Consider the following 16092-nt stretch of genomic DNA (forward strand, 5'->3'; position numbering starts at 1 on the left):
AGGTGTATCGTATCAGCCCTTTGCGGGCCCTTGGCCTGCGGCAGATACGCGAGGTTGTTGTGTCCCGATCCTTTTCCCGTCGACAAATCCTGGGTGGTCTTGCTGGCCTGGCCGTAGTAGGCGTCGGTGCCGGCGGTGGCTACCGCTACTGGCTGGGGAAAGTCGCTGAGTCCGAGGCGGGGCACGATTACGAGCTGATCGCCGCGCCCCTGGACGTAGAGTTGGTGCCAGGGCACAAGACCCAGGCCTGGGCGTTCGGCCCATCGGCGCCGGGCACCGAGTTGCGGGTGCGCCAAGGCGAATGGCTGAGGGTGCGCTTTATCAACCATCTGCCAGTCGCCACTACCATCCACTGGCACGGCATCCGCCTGCCGCTGGAGATGGACGGCGTGCCCTACGTCTCGCAATTGCCGGTGCTGCCTGGCGAATACTTCGACTACAAATTCCGCGTGCCCGATGCTGGCAGCTACTGGTATCACCCTCACGTGAGCAGCAGCGAAGAACTCGGCCGTGGCCTCGTCGGCCCGTTGATCGTGGAAGAGCGCGAACCCACCGGTTTCCAGTACGAACGCACCTTGAGCCTGAAGAACTGGCACATCGACGAAGAGGGCGCATTTGTCGAGTTCAGTATCCCCCGTGAAGCGGCGCGTGGCGGCACGGCCGGGCGGCTCTCGACTATCAATGGCGTGCCCCAGCCAGTCATCGAGCTACCTGCCGGGCAAATCACTCGCGTGCGCCTGCTCAACCTCGACAACACCCTGACTTATCGCCTCAATATTCCTGGCGTCGAAGCGCAGATCTATGCCCTGGACGGTAACCCCATCGAGCCGCGCCCGTTGGGCAAGGAATATTGGCTGGGCCCGGGCATGCGCATTTGCCTGGCGATCAAGGCGCCACCGGCGGGCGAAGAACTGTCGCTGCGCAACGGCCCGGTGCGCCTTGGCACCTTCCGCTCTGTCGCCAATACTGACGCGCCTACCGCATGGCCACCGGCACTGCCGGCCAACCCGGTTGCCGAGCCAGACCTGGCCAATGCCGAGAAACTCAACTTCAATTTCGAATGGGTCGGCTCGGTGTCGGTCAATGTCGAAAACGGCAAGCCGCCCAGCCTGTGGCAGATCAACGGCCAGGCCTGGGATATCACCGACAAGACCTGCGCCGACCGCCCGATTGCCAAGCTGGAGAAGGGCAAGAGCTACATTTTCGAATTGAAGAACATGACCCAGTACCAGCACCCGATCCATCTGCACGGCATGAGCTTCAAGGTGCTTGCGTCCAACCGCCACAAGGTGATCCCGTATTTCACCGACACCTACCTGCTGGGCAAGAACGAACGCGCCCGCGTGGCCTTGGTGGCGGATAACCCAGGGGTGTGGATGTTCCATTGCCATGTGATCGACCACATGGAAACCGGCCTGATGGCCGCCATCGAGGTGGCGTGATGCGCCAGATTCGCCCCGCCGCGATTATCGACCGCAGCCGCGACCAGGACTTTATGCGCGAAGCCCTGGCGCTCGCCGCCCAAGGCGCTGCATTGGGCGAAGTGCCGGTGGGTGCGGTGCTGGTGCAGGACGGTGAAATCATCGGCCGCGGCTTCAACTGCCCCATCAGTGGCAACGACCCCAGCGCCCATGCCGAAATGGTCGCGATCCGCGCCGCTGCACAAGCGATCAGCAACTATCGGCTGGTGGGCAGCACGCTGTATGTGACGCTGGAACCCTGCAGCATGTGCGCGGGTTTGATCGTGCATTCGCGGGTTGCGCGGGTGGTGTATGGCGCGTTGGAGCCGAAGGCGGGCATCGTGCAAAGCCAGGGGCAGTTTTTTACCCAGGGTTTTCTTAACCATCGGGTGTTGTTTGAAGGCGGGGTATTGGCCGAGGAGTGTGGGGCTGTCCTGAGCGAGTTCTTCAAAGCCCGACGAGCCAAGCCACCACTCTAAAGAACACTGAAATATCAATGTGGGAGCTGGCTTGCCTGCGATAGCAATCTGTCAGTCAGCCCAATATTGACTGACCCACCGCTATCGCAGGCAAGCCAGCTCCCACCTTTGATCTCCATTTTTCAGGACGAGCGTGGTGTCATTTACGAGCGATGATCACCGCCCGCATCGGCGCCGGCAGCCCTTCAATGGTCTTGCTGTGATCCTCAGGGTCCAGGAAATCACTCAGCGACTGATACTTCATCCACTGCGTCCCACGCTGCTCTTCAACCGTGGTCACGCTCACATCCACGCACCGCACATCACTGAACCCGGCCCGGCGCAGCCACAGCATCAACGCCGGTACCGAAGGCAGGAACCACACGTTGCGCATCTGGGCGTAACGGTCTTCTGGCACCAGCACTTGTTGTTGGTCGCCTTCCACCACCAATGTTTCCAACACCAACTCGCCGCCCTTGACCAGGGTGTCCTTCAACGCCAGCAAATGCTCGATGGGCGAGCGGCGGTGGTAGAACACGCCCATGGAAAATACCGTGTCAAAGCCTTCCAGGTTCGCCGGCAAGTCTTCGAACGGGAACGGCAGGTGCCAGGCCTTGGGCTCGGACAAGTAGCGCTGCACCGCCTGGAACTGGCAGAAGAACAGCCAGTTGGGGTCCACGCCAATCACGCTGTCGGCCCCGGCGCCGAGCATGCGCCACATGTAGTAGCCGTTGCCGCAGCCCACATCGAGGATGCGCTTGCCTTTGAGGTCCAGGTGCGGCGCGACCCGCGACCACTTCCAGTCCGAACGCCACTCGGTGTCCACATGCACACCGAACAGGTGGAACGGGCCTTTGCGCCAGGGGCTTAGCCCCATCAGCGCCGTGTGCATCTGTGCGCGTGTGGCGTCGTCGCAATCGGTGTCCAGCGCCAGGCCGTTGAGCAAATCTACGCTGTTGGGCTGGATCTTCGGCAGTGCATCCAAGGCGCTCTGCCAGCGCTCCAGGTCGCCATGGCCTTTTTCCATCTTGCTATCGAGTTGCGCTTGCAGGCCCTGGGCCCACACGGCCAAAGGAGTGCCGACCAGGTGGCGGGCGAGGGGGGACAAATCTATCATGGCAAGGCAATCAACGAGGCAAAGTTAAGACACTGGAACCACGGCACGACTTTCGAGAACCCGGCCGCCAGCAGGCGTTCGCGGTGTTCTTCGAGGCTGTCGGGCTTCATGACGTTTTCGATGGCGCTGCGCTTCTGGGCGATTTCCAGCTCGCTGTAGCCGTTGGCGCGCTTGAAGGCGATATGCAGGTCGGTCAGCAGCGCGTGTTCTTCAACATCGTTGAAGCGCAGCTTTTCCGAGAGGATCAATGCCCCGCCCGGCAGCAGCGCCTGGCGAATGCGGCCAAGCAACGCCAGGCGCTCCTGGGGGGCGATAAATTGCAGGGTGAAGTTCAGGGCCACCACCGAGGCGGGTTTGAATTGCAGGGCGAGAATATCGCCCTCGATCACCTCCACGGGCAGCAACTCCTGGAACATCGAGTCCTGGCCATTGAGGTATTCGCGACAGCGCTCGACCATCGCGGCGGAGTTATCCACGGCGATCACCCGGCAACCCTCGGTGCGTACATGGCGGCGCAGGGCTTGGGTCACGGCACCCAGGGAAGAGCCCAGGTCATACAGCACGCTACCCGGTTGGGCAAATTGCGCGGCCAGCACGCCGAGGTTCTCGACGATGGTGGGGTAACCCGGCACCGAGCGCTTGATCATGTCCGGGAACACCCGCACCACATCCTCGTTAAAGGCGAAGTCCGGCACCTGGGGCAGGGGCTGGGCGAATAGGCGATCGGGTTCTTTGCTCACGGCTGTTCCGGCGACGGTGGGGGAAAGGCCGGCATTTTAGCCAAGTTGGCCCTCGGATGCGCGGGTTGTCTGATGGAAAGCCGAGGCGGTGATGCCCCACTGCCCGAGCCAGTAGGTGGCGATCAGCAAATACGGCGCTGCCTCGAACGCCAGCACAAACCGGTTGATGCCGATCAGTGCGTCGGAAACCACAAACGACACCGCACCCGCCGCCGCCAGCCACGCTGAACGCTTGGGCCCCTCGCTGCCCAGTCGCGCCAGCGCGCGCCAGAGCATGGCACTGATCACCAGTGCGTAAACCACCACCGGTATCAGCAATTCACCGAGGCCGTGGGAGATCAGGATGCTCAGCAAGATTGCGCCTACGCCGAGGGCCAGCACCAGCGGCAGCAGCGCCAAGCGCCGACAGTCACTGAAATAAGCTTTGAGATAGGCCAGGTGCGCGAACAGAAACGCGCCCAGGCCAAAGATAAACAAGTCGCCTGGCCAGGCGAGCAACACGTCGCCCACCAAGGAAAAAATCAACCCCAGGCTGATCCAGCGTCGATACTCGGTGGGCGGCGCGTCATGCAGCCAACCCAGCAGTGCCAGCACCGGCAGTGGCTTGACCAGCAGGCACAGCAGCGTCGCATGGGTCGCCAGGCCATAGACAAAGGTGCCGGCGCCCATCAAGGCAAGGATCAGCCATGGCATATCAGTTCACCGTAATGGCGCAGTCAAAGGTTTCGGCAGGTTCGGCCTCCGGCTCCCAAGGTTGCTGGGATGTCAGGCGCAAACGCCCTTGCCCTGCGGCAAACGCCTGGAAGCGCCAGGTGGACTGGCCGCCACCGCCGATCACGCCGGACTCGGTGCTGCTGTAGACCTCGGGGCTCAAGGCGCGCAACACGCCGCCCGCGGAGTCCTGGATGGCCCAGCGGTAACCGGTGGTGGGGTTGCTGGGCAGGGTGAGGATCAGGTTTTGCCCGTTTTTAAGCTGGAGCGGGCAGGCGCTCTGGTTGTCCACGCTGACGTTTTGCTTGGGGGCACTGGCGCATGCGGCCAGCAAGACAAGGCTCAAGGGAAGAAGCAGGCGGGCAGCGGTCATGAAGGCTCCGTTAATACACGACGAAGGGGGAGCATAACCGAAGATGAGACAAGGTGTGACAAGAGGCGGGCGGTATGGCGGCTGGCGCCATCGCGGGCAAGCCCGCTCCCACACTTGACCGCGTTGTCATTAACAACACTGATCCCTGTGGGAGCCGGGCTTGCCCGCGATAGGCATAGGTATCTACACAACTTCGGCACGACGCTAAATCTGTGGCGAGGGAGCTTGCTCCCGTGACGGCCTGGCAGCCGACACAGATATAACTGATGCCCTGCGATCCAATGTGGGAGCTGGCTTGCCTGCGAAGACGGCCTGACAGTCAACACAGTTGGACCGTGTACATATCCATTCCTGCGGTAACGGCCACTTAGGGTTCCGCCCTGACGGCGGCTCACTTTCGAAAAGCGCGAAAGTAAGCAAAGCGCTCTTGCCCCACCACTCGGCACCTCGCTTAGGCTCGGTGTGCCCGTAATCCGCCAGTGATTTTGGGGGCCGCCGCCCCGCGCCATCCATGGCGCGGGGCGGCTAAACCGGCATCCCTGCCGGTTTACCCCCCAAATCCCTGTCGAATTCCGGCCAGCGTGGTTTAACGGGGCGCCTGAGATCAAGATCAAAAGCAGATCAAGAACAAGAGCGGCTCGCGTCGCATCGTGGTTACCGTTGAGCTAACAGAGTTATGTAGATACCTATGCCGCGATAGGGCCAGTCCAGGCGCTGGAGATCTATCAGAAGAGCACCTTCGCCACATCCGCAAACCGCTTGGCAAAGTGCACCGTCATCCCTTCCTTCAAATAGTCCGGCAACTCTTCAAAGCTGCCACGGTTGGGCTCCGGCAAAATCAACTCGTGAATCTTCTGGCGCCGCGCCGCAATCACCTTCTCGCGCACCCCGCCAATCGGCAGTACATGCCCGGTCAAGGTCAGTTCGCCGGTCATCGCCACGCCTTTTTTCGGCGGTTGGTTGCGGGCCAGGGACAGCAACGCACTGGCCATGGTCACGCCGGCACTCGGGCCGTCTTTGGGGGTGGCGCCTTCTGGAACGTGCAAGTGCACGAAGGCTTCGTCGAAGAACTTCGCATCGCCGCCAAACGACTTCAGGTTGGAACTGATGTAGCTGTAGGCGATTTCGGCGGACTCTTTCATCACTTCACCCAACTGCCCGGTGAGCTTGAAGCCGCGGTTGAGCGTGTGGATGCGCGTTGCTTCGATCGGCAAGGTGGCGCCGCCCATGCTGGTCCACGCCAGGCCGGTAATCACGCCGGTGCCGGACAGCACTTGCTCATTACGGAATACCGGCATGCCCAGGGAGCTTTCCAGGTCCTTGTTGCCGATCTTGATCACCGAGTCCGGCTCATCCAGCAGTTTTACCACCGCCTTGCGCACCAGCTTGCCCAGCTGTTTCTCCAACTGACGCACGCCGGCCTCTCGCGCATAACCGTCGATCAAGGCGCGCAAGGCACCGTCGGTGATGGTCAGGCTGTTTTTGGCCACGCCGGCTTTTTCCAACTGCTTGGGCCACAAGTGGCGCTTGGCGATGGCGACTTTTTCTTCGGTGATATAGCCCGACAGGCGAATCACTTCCATGCGGTCCAGCAACGGACCGGGGATTGAGTCCAGGGTGTTGGCGGTGCACACGAACAGCACTTTGGACAGGTCCAGGCGCAGGTCCAGGTAATGGTCGAGGAATTCGACGTTCTGCTCCGGGTCCAGGGTTTCGAGCAGCGCCGACGCCGGGTCGCCCTGGAAGCTCTGGCCCATCTTGTCGATCTCGTCGAGCATGATCACCGGGTTCATCACTTCCACGTCTTTCAACGCCTGCACCAGCTTGCCAGGCAGGGCGCCGATGTAGGTGCGCCGGTGGCCCTTGATCTCGGCCTCGTCGCGCATGCCGCCAACACTGAAGCGATAGAACGGCCGCCCCAGGGATTCGGCGATGGACTTGCCCACACTCGTCTTGCCCACGCCGGGCGGGCCCACCAGCAACACGATGGAACCGGCGACTTCGCCTTTGTAGGCGCCCACGGCGAGGAATTCGAGGATGCGGCTCTTGATGTCATCCAGGCCCGCATGGTGCTTGTCGAGCACTTTGCGCGCGTGCTTGAGGTCGAGTTTGTCTTCCCCGTACACGCCCCACGGCACGGAAGTGGCCCAGTCCAGGTAGTTGCGCGTGACGGCGTATTCCGGCGAACCGGTTTCCAGGATCGACAGTTTGTTCAGTTCTTCATCAATGCGTTTTTTCGCTTGCGCCGGCAACACCTTGCCTTGCAGGCGCTGTTCGAACTGTTCGACGTCGGCGCTGCGATCGTCTTTGGTCAGACCCAGCTCCTGCTGGATGACCTTGAGTTGTTCCTTGAGGAAGAACTCCCGCTGGTGCTCGCCGATCTTGCGGTTCACTTCGGCGGAGAGTTCTTTTTGCAGACGCGCGACTTCTACCTCTTTGCGCAGCATCGGCAGCACTTTTTCCATGCGCTTGAGCATGGGCACGCAGTCCAGCACTTCCTGCAGCTCATTACCTGTCGCCGAGGTGAGGGCGGCGGCAAAGTCGGTGAGCGGCGACGGGTCGTTGGGGCTGAAGCGGTTGAGATAGTTCTTCAACTCTTCGCTGTACAGCGGGTTGAGGGGCAGCAGTTCCTTGATCGCATTGATCAGCGCCATGCCGTAGGCCTTGACCTCATCGGTCGGCTCGCTGGGCTGGTGCGGGTATTCGACTTCCACCAGGTAAGGTGGGCGGTGGTGCTTGAGCCAGGTCTTGATGCGCACGCGGGTCAGGCCCTGGGCGACGAACTGCAGCTTGCCGTTCTCGCGGCTGGCGTGGTGCACCTTCACCAGGGTGCCGTACAGCGGCAGGGCGGAGGTGTCGAAGTGCCGTGGGTCTTCGGGCGGCGTGTCCATGAAAAACAGCGCAAGGGAATGGTGGTCGGATTTGCTCACCAGCTCCAGGGTTTCGGCCCAGGGTTCTTCATTGACGATCACCGGCAACACTTGTGCCGGGAAAAACGGCCGGTTGTGGATCGGGATGATGTAGACCTTGTCCGGCAGGTTTTGCCCAGGCAGGGCCAGGCCAGTATTGGACGAGGGGGCTTCAGCGTTTTCGGGGTCGGCGTAATCGTTGAGGTCGTAATCTGGAAATTCTTGCTGGTCGCTCATGGGGCACCTGCATCAGTAAGTATGCAGGTTAGATGGGGCGGGGTTGCGGTGGTTTCAATGGGGGGGCGTCGTTAGCAACAATTTGCATGAAATAACGGGAGAGTTGCGGTCAACGTACTTTACCCCTGCGCTTTTCGAACTGATCGTCAATAATATGACGTCTAGACCCAGCTTTTATTGGGTTTACTTATCCCCAGTCCCAGCTAACCTGCTTTAATAAAATTCCCCATAAAAAAGGATGTTTTTTTGACGCCGGTTAGCAGTCGGCAGGGACGCGTATGACACAAGGAAAGCACGGCCAAGAGCGACGAGCGCGGCCCGAGGGCGCGGCCATGCACTGGCGCCACACGTTTCAGACCCGCATAGCCGGGGTGCTGGCGCTGTTGTTGCTGGTGGTCGTGGCCGCCACCTATTTTGCCGTGCACGCTGCCACCACCCGTGCGGTGGAGAACCAGGCCGACGTACAGTTGAACACCGGGCGGCAGGTGTTCGAGCGCCTGCTGGACCTGCGCGGGCGGCGCTTGCAGTACGGGTTGGACTGGCTCACCGCCGATGGGCCGTTCAAGCAGGCGGTGGCCGGCGGCCGGACGGTGCCGATCCTGGAAGCCCTGGGCACCCATGGCACCGGGGTCAGTTCCAGCGAAGTGGTGGTGCTGGGCCTGGATGACAGGGTCATGGTCAGTACCCTGCTGGTGCAGACGCGGGGCCAGTTGTTCCCGTATGCCGATGCCTTGCGCAAGGCGCGGCGCAGCGGCCAGCAAATGTTGATCGTCGCCATGGCCGGGCGCCCCTATTTGCTGGTGCAAAAAGATGTGCTCGGGCCTGTGCCGATCGCACGCGTGGTCATGGGCTTTCCCATGGACACGCAATTCGCCCATGAACTGCGCTCCATGAGCAACCTGGAGGTGTCGTTCCTCAGTGTGCAAGACGGCCATCTCGGTCAGCTGTTCACCACCCACCCTGGCAATTGGCGCCCAAGCATTATCAGCCTCTTGCATGGCACGCAGGTCGATCCTGAGGCGAAGATCCAGCTGTTCCATGGCCAGCGTGTGCTCAGCCAGGTGTTGCCCCTGGCCAACAGCGGCGAAGGCGATGAAGTGCGCGTGTTGCTGCAAAGCCCGCTGGACCATGCGCTGGAATCCTTCGCGCCGCTGGACCGGCAGTTCATGGGGATTGCCTTGGCGGTGCTGCTGGTCTCGCTGGCGGTAGCGCTATTCCTGGCGCGGCGCGTGTCACGCCCGCTCAATGCGCTGGTGCAAGCCGCTGAACGGATCGGGGCCGGTGACTACCGCACCCCGGTGCGGGTGCGCAGCCACGACGAGTTCGGCCTGCTGGCGCGTGCGTTCAATGCCATGCAAAGCGGCATCGCCCTGCGCGAACGGCAACTGGCCCACAATGCCTTGCATGACCCGCTCACCGGATTGCCCAACCGTGCCCTGGCCATGGAGCGCCTGGGCAGTGCGATCAGCGCACGGCGGTCGGTGGTGTTGCTGTACGTGGGGATCGAAAACTACCGGATCATCAGCGAAGGGTTTGGCCCCGAAGGTGTCGAGCACATGTTGTGCGAGGCCAGCCGCTGCTTGTCCAGTAGCCTGTTGGCCAGCGACACCGCGGCGCGCATTGCCGGCAGTGAGTTTCTGTTGTTGCTGGAAAACACCGAGATCGACTGCGCCGTGGCCCGCGCCGACCAGTTGCATGGGGCGTTGACCGAACCCCTGCGCATCGGCAATGACGAAGTGCGCCATGAGGTGAGCATCGGCATCGCCGCGTACCCTGCCGATGGGCAGCAGGTGGAAGAGTTGATCAACCGCGCGGCCATCGCCCGGCACGACGCGGCCAACCTGCCGGGGCATTTGCAGATCTACCAACCGGACCGCGACCTCGCTCACCAACGCCAGATCACCCTGATTCGCGACTTGCGCCGCGCCGTGATCGAAGGCGAGTTGTTCCTGTGCTACCAGCCCAAGCTCGACCTGCGGCACGGGCACGTGAGCCAGGCCGAAGCCTTGCTGCGCTGGCAACACCCGACGCTGGGGCAAGTGTCTCCCGGGGAGTTCATTCCTTTGGCCGAACGCACTGGCAGCATGGGTGCCCTGACCCTGTGGGTGATCGAGGAAGCCATCCGCCAGATTGCCGAATGGGCACAGCGTGGGCTGGTTATCCAGCTGTCGGTGAACATCTCCGTGAACGACTTGGCGGATGATGACTTGGCGATTCGCGTCACTGCGCTATTGGCTCAATACCATGTGGGCGCCGAGCATTTGATTTTTGAAATCACCGAGAGCGCCATCATGCACAACCCGCAGCAGGCCCTCAGCGTGCTGGAGCAGCTGCGCAATTGCGGGATCAGCCTGTCGGTGGATGATTTCGGCACCGGTTACTCCTCCCTCGCACAGTTGCAGCGCCTGCCGGTACAAGAGCTGAAGATCGACCAGTCCTTTGTGCGCAACCTCGACAGCACCAGCGGCGACGGGGTGATCGTGCGCTCCACCATCGAGATGAGCCATAGCCTGGGGCTCAAGGTGGTGGCCGAGGGCGTGGAGTTCGAACACAGCCTCACCTTGCTCAAACGCTGGAGCTGCGACACGGCCCAGGGCTACCTGATCAGCCGGCCGCTCAATGCCACGGCGTTCGAGCGGTGGATGCGGCGTGAGCGGGTGCCAACCTAGACAGTTTAACTGTGGCGAGGGAGCTTGCTCCCGCTGGAGTGCGAAGCGCTCCCAGGATTTTGGGGCCGCTGCGCAGCCCAGCGGGAGCAAGCTCCCTCGCCACAGGGGGGCTACTTTGGCAGCGTTCAAGCGACCAGGGCTTGCAATCGCACCCACAACCTTTGGACATGCTGACGCTCGGTGCCCAGCGCGCCGATGGACACCCGCACCATCCAGCGCTCATCGAGGATGGCGGGTGTGACGTAGGCATCGCCTGACTGGTTGAGTTTTTCTGCCCAGGCTCGCGTGTGATGATCCAGTGCCTGGCCTTCCAAACCCGGCGGCTCATGGCGAATGCACAGGGTTTGCAAGGCGGGCGTGGCCACCAGCGTCCAGTGTTCGCTGGCTTCGATCTGCTCTGCCAGCCAGCGCGCATTGGCCAGGTCTCGACGCAACCGTGCTTGCAGGCCGCTGACGCCTTGCTCGCGTATCAGGAACCACAACTTCAAGGCGCGGAAACGGCTGCCCAGGGAGATCCGCCAGTCACGGTAGTTTCTGACTTGGCCGTCTGCGCTGGACTGCAGGTAACTCGGGTTGGTGGTCATGATGCGAATCAAATGCTCGGGGTCGCGCACGAAGTACACCGAGCAATCGAAGGCCGCGCCCAGCCATTTGTGCGGGTTGAGCACTAGCGAGTCAGCCTTTTCGATGCCATCCCACAAGGCCCTGCATTCCGGCAGGATCATTGCGGCGCCGGCCATGGCCGAGTCCACATGCAGCCACAGGCCGTAGCGTTGGGTCAGTTCGCCAATTGCATCCAGGGGGTCGATCGCCATGGCGGCCGTGGTGCCGGTGGTGGCAATCACCACGCAGGGCGTGTTACCGGCGGCCAGGTCCTGTTCGATGGCGTGCGCCAGTGCCTGGGGCGACATCGCATTGTGTGCGTCGGTGGCGATGGTGCGGATATGGTTCTGGCCGAACCCGGCCAGGATCGCCGCTTTGTTGACCGAGCTGTGGGCATGGGCTGAGGTGTAGACGATCAGGGGCGCGCCACTGTTTTGCAGGCCGTTGTGCATCAGCGCGTAATCGGAGCTGCGTTCCCGGGCGCTGATAAGCGCCACCAGCGTGGAGGTGGACGCAGAGTCCTGGATCACACCGCTCCACGTGTTGCCCAGGCCGAGCATGTCGCGCAGCCAGTCAGTAGTGACTTCCTCTATTTCGGTGAGGGCCGGGCTGGATTGCCAGGACAACCCAATCACACCCAGGCCGGTGCTCAGGCAATCGCCCAGCACTGAGGACAGTTCCACATTGGAAGGGAAGAACCCGAAGAAACTGGGATGCTGCCAATGCAGCAAGCCGGGCATGATCAGTTTTTCGACGTCGCCCATGATCTGTTCGAACGGTTCGGCGGTTTCAGGCGGGCTGACCGGCAGGGCGGCTTTGATCTCGCCAGGTTGGGTGGTGGGCTGCACGCCGCGTTGTTCGATGTTCTGTCGGTAGTCTGCAATCAGGTCGATCATGGCATAGCCATGTTGGCGGAATTCTTCGGGGGTCATAGGTAAACGTCCATGTGCACGAGCAATAAAAGTATTAGCACCAGAAGTAAAACGGTTCACCGGGGGTATAGCCGATAAACGACTGCATGCTGACGCGTTTTCCCGAATCGAACCCGCAGATGGCGTGGGGGCGGCGGGTATTGATGAGCACCAGTTCGTTCTTGCGTGGGCGGATGCGCAGCGGTTTTTGTAAACACTCTTCGGGCAGTTGGGCACCTTCGAAGCGCTTGACCTCATCATAGCTAAAGGCTTGGGTATCCCAGATGATCAACTCGCCCCCCGAAGGCGGTGTTTGCAGGTAGATATTGGCGCTGAATTGATGCTGCAGTTCAGCGATTGTGCGGGGCAGGCAATCCACATGGGGCACCGTTTCCGAGAGGTGCGCCGTCTCCGGGAACATGACGCGGATGATCCCGCAAAACATCGGTCGGCCCTGGAACGAAGCGGCTGTTGCACCTTGCGGCCAGAGCGCCTGGAACTGTTCCATCAGCTGTTGAATGGGCGGTTTTTGCGGCGCACAGAGGCTGTCGATAAGGCCGCGCATACGGGCCGCGTCTGCATAATATTTTTCTTGGGCATCACCGCCGGCGGCCTTACCGTACGTGGAATTGAACGGGGTGCCCCAGCGATGCACGCCATAGAAGTGCTGAACGACGCGGCCCGCTTCGTAGGTTTCATGGCCGTAGTGTTCCAGCGTGGCGGTATCGTCGATGGCCTGAATCAACCGTGCGCTGGTGGTTGCGTTGGCAAATTCAGGTACCCGAATGGCAAGCACTTGGCCACTGATGAGTTTTTTCAAACTGGCAGTATTGAGGTGTTCAAGCTCCAGGATTTTTGTGGGGGTGGAAAGAATCGGTTTTGTAGCGACATGGTCCGTCATGCAGTGAAGCTCCCTTTAAAGTTTTATCCGTACGCTTTGTATTACGCAGGGCGTGTGCACTAAATTAGTTTTAAAGGGTTGAGGAGAAACCACGGGGGTATTTTCAGCAGGCAAAAAAAAGCGGCTGCCCATCCGGGCCGCCGCTTTTTTGTACCGCCAGCGCTACTTAATCCGGCAGTTTGAACGCCATTACATAATCACCCTGCTTGGTCCCCAGGGAGCCGTGACCGCCCGCCATGACCAGCACGTATTGCTTGCCGTCCTTGCCGGTGTAGGTCATCGGGGTGGTTTGCGCGCCTGCAGGCAGGCGGCCTTCCCACAGTTGCTTGCCGTTTTTCACGTCATAGGCACGCAGGTACTGGTCCAGGGTGCCGCTGAGGAACGCGACGCCACCGGCGGTGGTGAACGTACCACCCAGGCTAGGCACGCCCATGGTCAGTGGGATTGGAACCGGCGAGCTGTCGCGCACGGTGCCGTTCTTGTGCATCCAGATGGTCTGGTGGGTGGTCAGGTCGACCGCCGCCACGTAGCCCCAGGCCGGTGCCTGGCACGGCAGGCCCATCGGCGACAGCAGTGCTTCAAGGATCACACCATACGGGGCGCCTTTGTTCGGCTGCACGCCTTCGGTTTCGCTGACGCGTGGGCCTTGCTTGGCAATGTCGGCAGCCGGGATCAGCTTCGATTTGAACGCCATGTAGCTTGGGTTCACGAAGGCGATCTGGCGTACCGGGTCAACCGAGATACCGCCCCAGTCGAACACGCCGAAGTTGCCTGGGTACACGATCGAACCTTGCAGGGACGGCGGGGTGAACGGGCCGTCGTAGCGCATGGATTTGAAGTCGATCCGGCACAGCATCTGGTCGAACGGTGTCACGCCCCACATGTCGCGCTCTTTCAACGGCGGCGGCATGAAGTTCAGGTCGGACTTGGGTTGGGTCGGGGAGGTGCGGTCGCCCGCCACTGCGCCCTGTGGCACCGGGATTTCATTGACCGGCACCACTGGCTGGCCAGTGGCGCGGTCCAGCACGTAGATGCTGCCTTGCTTGGTCGACGCCATCACTGCCTGCTTCACGCCCGCAGCGGTCTTGATGTCGATCAGCGAAGGCTGGCCGCCCACGTCCATGTCCCACAGGTCGTGGTGGGTGAACTGGAAGGTCCACTTCACGTGGCCGGTGTCGATGTCCAGGGCGGTCAGGCCCGCGGCGTATTTCTCGGACTCATCGGTACGGTCGCCGCCGTACTGGTCGGGCATCTGGTTGCCCATCGGCAGGTAGAGCATGCCGAGTTTTTCATCCACGGCGAACATGGACCACATGTTCGGCGAGTTGCGGGTGTAGGTCTTGCCCTCGGCCAACGGGGTGGTGTCGTCCGGGTTGCCGCTGTCCCAGTTCCACACCAGCTTGCCGGTGTGCACGTCGAACGCGCGGATCACGCCGCTTGGCTCGTCGATGGAAACGTTGTCGGTCACGTGACCGCCGATCACGACCAGGTTCTTGGTCACGGCCGGTGGCGACGTGGAGTAGTAACCGCCTGGGGCGAAGCTGCCAATGTTGGCGCGCAGGTCGACCTGGCCTTTGTCACCGAAGTCTTCGCACATCTTGCCGGTGTCGGCGTTCAGGGCGATCAGACGGGTGTCGGCAGTCGGCACGAAGATGCGTTTCGGGCAGGCATTCGGTGCGGCGGCCGGGCTGGCAGTGCCAGTCGGGCTCTGCTCGGAAGCGTAGGCAGCGTCATCGTGGTACGACACGCCACGGCAAGTCATGTGCGCCCAACCTTTGAAGCTCTCAGCACCCTGGGTGGTGATCTTCGGGTCGAAACGCCAGATTTCCTTGCCGGTATCCGGGTCCAGGGCAATCACTTGGCTGTGCGGTGTGCACACGTAGAGCATGCCATTGACTTTCAGCGGGGTATTTTCCGCGGTGGTTTCACCGGGATCGCCTGGGCCAGGGATGTCGCCCGTGCGATAAGTCCACGCCGGCACCAGCTTATGGGCGTTCTCCGGGGTGATCTGTGCCAGTGGCGAGTAACGATCACCAAAGGCCGAGCGGCCATAGGAGTTCCAGTCGCCATCGGCCTGGGTTGGCGCAGCACTGGCCATGCCCGGCACCGCGTCGCGGTCCAGTTGGCCGGTCTTGACCATTTCACCTGGGTTGGTGAATTGGCTGGCCAGGGCAGTAGCGCCCGCCAGCACCACGGCAACGCTCAGCGCGCCAGTGCCCAGCGGTGCGGCTTGGCCACGCAGCAACGGACGACGAAACCACGGCAACAGCATGACGATGCCCAAGGCGAACAGCAGGGCCAGGCGCGGTACCAACTGCCACCAGTCCAGGCCGACTTCCCACAGGGCCCACACGGTGCTGGCGAACAACACCAGTGCGTACAAGCCCAGCGCGGCGCGTTGGGTGGCCAGCAGCAGCACGCCGGTCAGGGTGATGCCGATACCGGCCAGCAGGTAGTACAGCGACCCGCCGAGCATGCTCAGCTTGACACCGCCAGCCAGCAAGGCCAGCCCCATGATCAGCAGCAAGACGCCTAGCAGCCTGGGCAACAGGCGGCTTGGGCTTGAGGCACCATCAGTGCTCATAGTGTGTTTCTCCGTTACGTTGGAATTATGTAACCCCGTGCTTCACTCACTGTAGATGACGATTCGGCTCGGGCTTGGTTCATCGTTATTTTTGGTTTTTTCTGTGGATAACCTGGTTATCCACAGGCGGGCAATCAATCCCCTGGCGCAGGTCGATTCAAGACAGCGCTGTCTTTGTGCAGGAAGAGATTCGGCAAAGGGAGTCGACCGGGAGGTGAAGCGTTTCAGATTGTTGCGAAGGATAATGCGGCGGGGCGTTTTGAGAAAGGGTGAATCGCAAGATGCATCATTTCAGTTTTGGTAACAGTGACAGATAGTCGCTGCAATACCGATCAGTCACGCGAACGCTATGCTCAACGCGACGACGATCAAATGTGGGAGCTGGCTTGCCTGCGAAGACGTCGGTCCAGCAAACAGTG

Annotated in this window: 11 protein-coding genes; 3 read left to right on the plus strand and 8 right to left on the minus strand. The window is 61.5% G+C overall.

What is annotated here, in order from left to right; genetic code table 11:
- Positions 1 to 59: 59 nt before the first annotated feature.
- Complete coding sequence (locus CLM72_RS05775) at positions 60 to 1442, plus strand: multicopper oxidase family protein (RefSeq protein ID WP_105229086.1); 1383 nt, start codon at positions 60 to 62, stop codon at positions 1440 to 1442.
- A complete protein-coding gene (tadA, locus tag CLM72_RS05780) occupies positions 1442 to 1939 on the plus strand; it encodes a tRNA adenosine(34) deaminase TadA (RefSeq protein ID WP_069558076.1) in 498 nt (165 codons plus the stop codon). Before CLM72_RS05775 ends, tadA begins: the two co-directional genes overlap by 1 nt.
- Positions 1940 to 2078: 139 nt before the next feature.
- Here tadA and cmoB read toward each other — a convergent pair whose 3' ends face one another.
- The 5 genes from cmoB to lon form a co-directional block, all read right to left on the minus strand.
- Complete coding sequence (cmoB, locus tag CLM72_RS05785; RefSeq protein ID WP_060763775.1) at positions 2079 to 3035, minus strand: tRNA 5-methoxyuridine(34)/uridine 5-oxyacetic acid(34) synthase CmoB; 957 nt, start codon at positions 3033 to 3035, stop codon at positions 2079 to 2081.
- Entirely contained in the window at positions 3032 to 3775 is a 744-nt protein-coding gene (gene cmoA / locus CLM72_RS05790; RefSeq protein ID WP_014717080.1) for a carboxy-S-adenosyl-L-methionine synthase CmoA, read from the minus strand. Before cmoA ends, cmoB begins: the two co-directional genes overlap by 4 nt.
- A 36-nt stretch (positions 3776 to 3811) precedes the next feature.
- Positions 3812 to 4468, minus strand: a complete 657-nt coding sequence (locus CLM72_RS05795) for a lysoplasmalogenase (protein WP_105225872.1) — start codon at positions 4466 to 4468, stop codon at positions 3812 to 3814.
- 1 nt (position 4469) lies between these two features.
- Positions 4470 to 4859, minus strand: coding sequence for a protease inhibitor I42 family protein (locus CLM72_RS05800; RefSeq protein ID WP_057976107.1), 390 nt, complete (start codon positions 4857 to 4859; stop codon positions 4470 to 4472).
- Between the two features lie 725 nt (positions 4860 to 5584).
- Positions 5585 to 8005: an endopeptidase La gene (gene lon / locus CLM72_RS05810; RefSeq protein ID WP_105225874.1), complete on the minus strand. Its 2421-nt coding sequence runs from the start codon at positions 8003 to 8005 to the stop codon at positions 5585 to 5587.
- 332 nt (positions 8006 to 8337) lie between these two features.
- On the opposite strand from lon, the gene CLM72_RS05815 reads away from it, so the two are divergent.
- Positions 8338 to 10674, plus strand: a complete 2337-nt coding sequence (locus CLM72_RS05815) for a bifunctional diguanylate cyclase/phosphodiesterase (protein WP_105225875.1) — start codon at positions 8338 to 8340, stop codon at positions 10672 to 10674.
- A 125-nt stretch (positions 10675 to 10799) separates the two neighbouring features.
- Here CLM72_RS05815 and CLM72_RS05820 read toward each other — a convergent pair whose 3' ends face one another.
- The 3 genes from CLM72_RS05820 to CLM72_RS05830 all read right to left on the minus strand — a co-directional run bounded on the left by CLM72_RS05820 (position 10800) and on the right by CLM72_RS05830 (position 15673).
- The gene (locus CLM72_RS05820) at positions 10800 to 12209 is read right to left on the minus strand and encodes a pyridoxal-dependent decarboxylase (protein ID WP_105225876.1); all 1410 of its coding nucleotides are present in this window, start codon (positions 12207 to 12209) and stop codon (positions 10800 to 10802) included.
- A 34-nt stretch (positions 12210 to 12243) separates the two neighbouring features.
- Complete coding sequence (locus CLM72_RS05825) at positions 12244 to 13089, minus strand: 2OG-Fe(II) oxygenase (protein ID WP_105225877.1); 846 nt, start codon at positions 13087 to 13089, stop codon at positions 12244 to 12246.
- Positions 13090 to 13255: 166 nt separating this feature from the next.
- Positions 13256 to 15673: a glucose/quinate/shikimate family membrane-bound PQQ-dependent dehydrogenase gene (locus tag CLM72_RS05830; RefSeq protein WP_105225878.1), complete on the minus strand. Its 2418-nt coding sequence runs from the start codon at positions 15671 to 15673 to the stop codon at positions 13256 to 13258.
- Between the last annotated feature and the right edge of the window lie 419 nt (positions 15674 to 16092).

The organism is Pseudomonas sp. MYb193, assembly GCF_002966775.1.
In the GTDB taxonomy this organism is placed as follows: Bacteria; Pseudomonadota; Gammaproteobacteria; order Pseudomonadales; family Pseudomonadaceae; genus Aquipseudomonas; species Aquipseudomonas paracarnis.

Coding starts and splice junctions, on each gene's coding strand:
- CLM72_RS05820 (WP_105225876.1), bottom strand. CDS start 12,209: ATGACCCCCGAAGAATTCCGCCAACATGGCTATGCCATGATCGACCTG.
- tadA (WP_069558076.1), top strand. CDS start 1,442: ATGCGCCAGATTCGCCCCGCCGCGATTATCGACCGCAGCCGCGACCAG.
- lon (WP_105225874.1), bottom strand. CDS start 8,005: ATGAGCGACCAGCAAGAATTTCCAGATTACGACCTCAACGATTACGCC.
- cmoB (WP_060763775.1), bottom strand. CDS start 3,035: ATGATAGATTTGTCCCCCCTCGCCCGCCACCTGGTCGGCACTCCTTTG.
- CLM72_RS05795 (WP_105225872.1), bottom strand. CDS start 4,468: ATGCCATGGCTGATCCTTGCCTTGATGGGCGCCGGCACCTTTGTCTAT.
- CLM72_RS05825 (WP_105225877.1), bottom strand. CDS start 13,089: ATGACGGACCATGTCGCTACAAAACCGATTCTTTCCACCCCCACAAAA.
- CLM72_RS05815 (WP_105225875.1), top strand. CDS start 8,338: ATGCACTGGCGCCACACGTTTCAGACCCGCATAGCCGGGGTGCTGGCG.
- CLM72_RS05830 (WP_105225878.1), bottom strand. CDS start 15,673: ATGAGCACTGATGGTGCCTCAAGCCCAAGCCGCCTGTTGCCCAGGCTG.
- CLM72_RS05800 (WP_057976107.1), bottom strand. CDS start 4,859: ATGACCGCTGCCCGCCTGCTTCTTCCCTTGAGCCTTGTCTTGCTGGCC.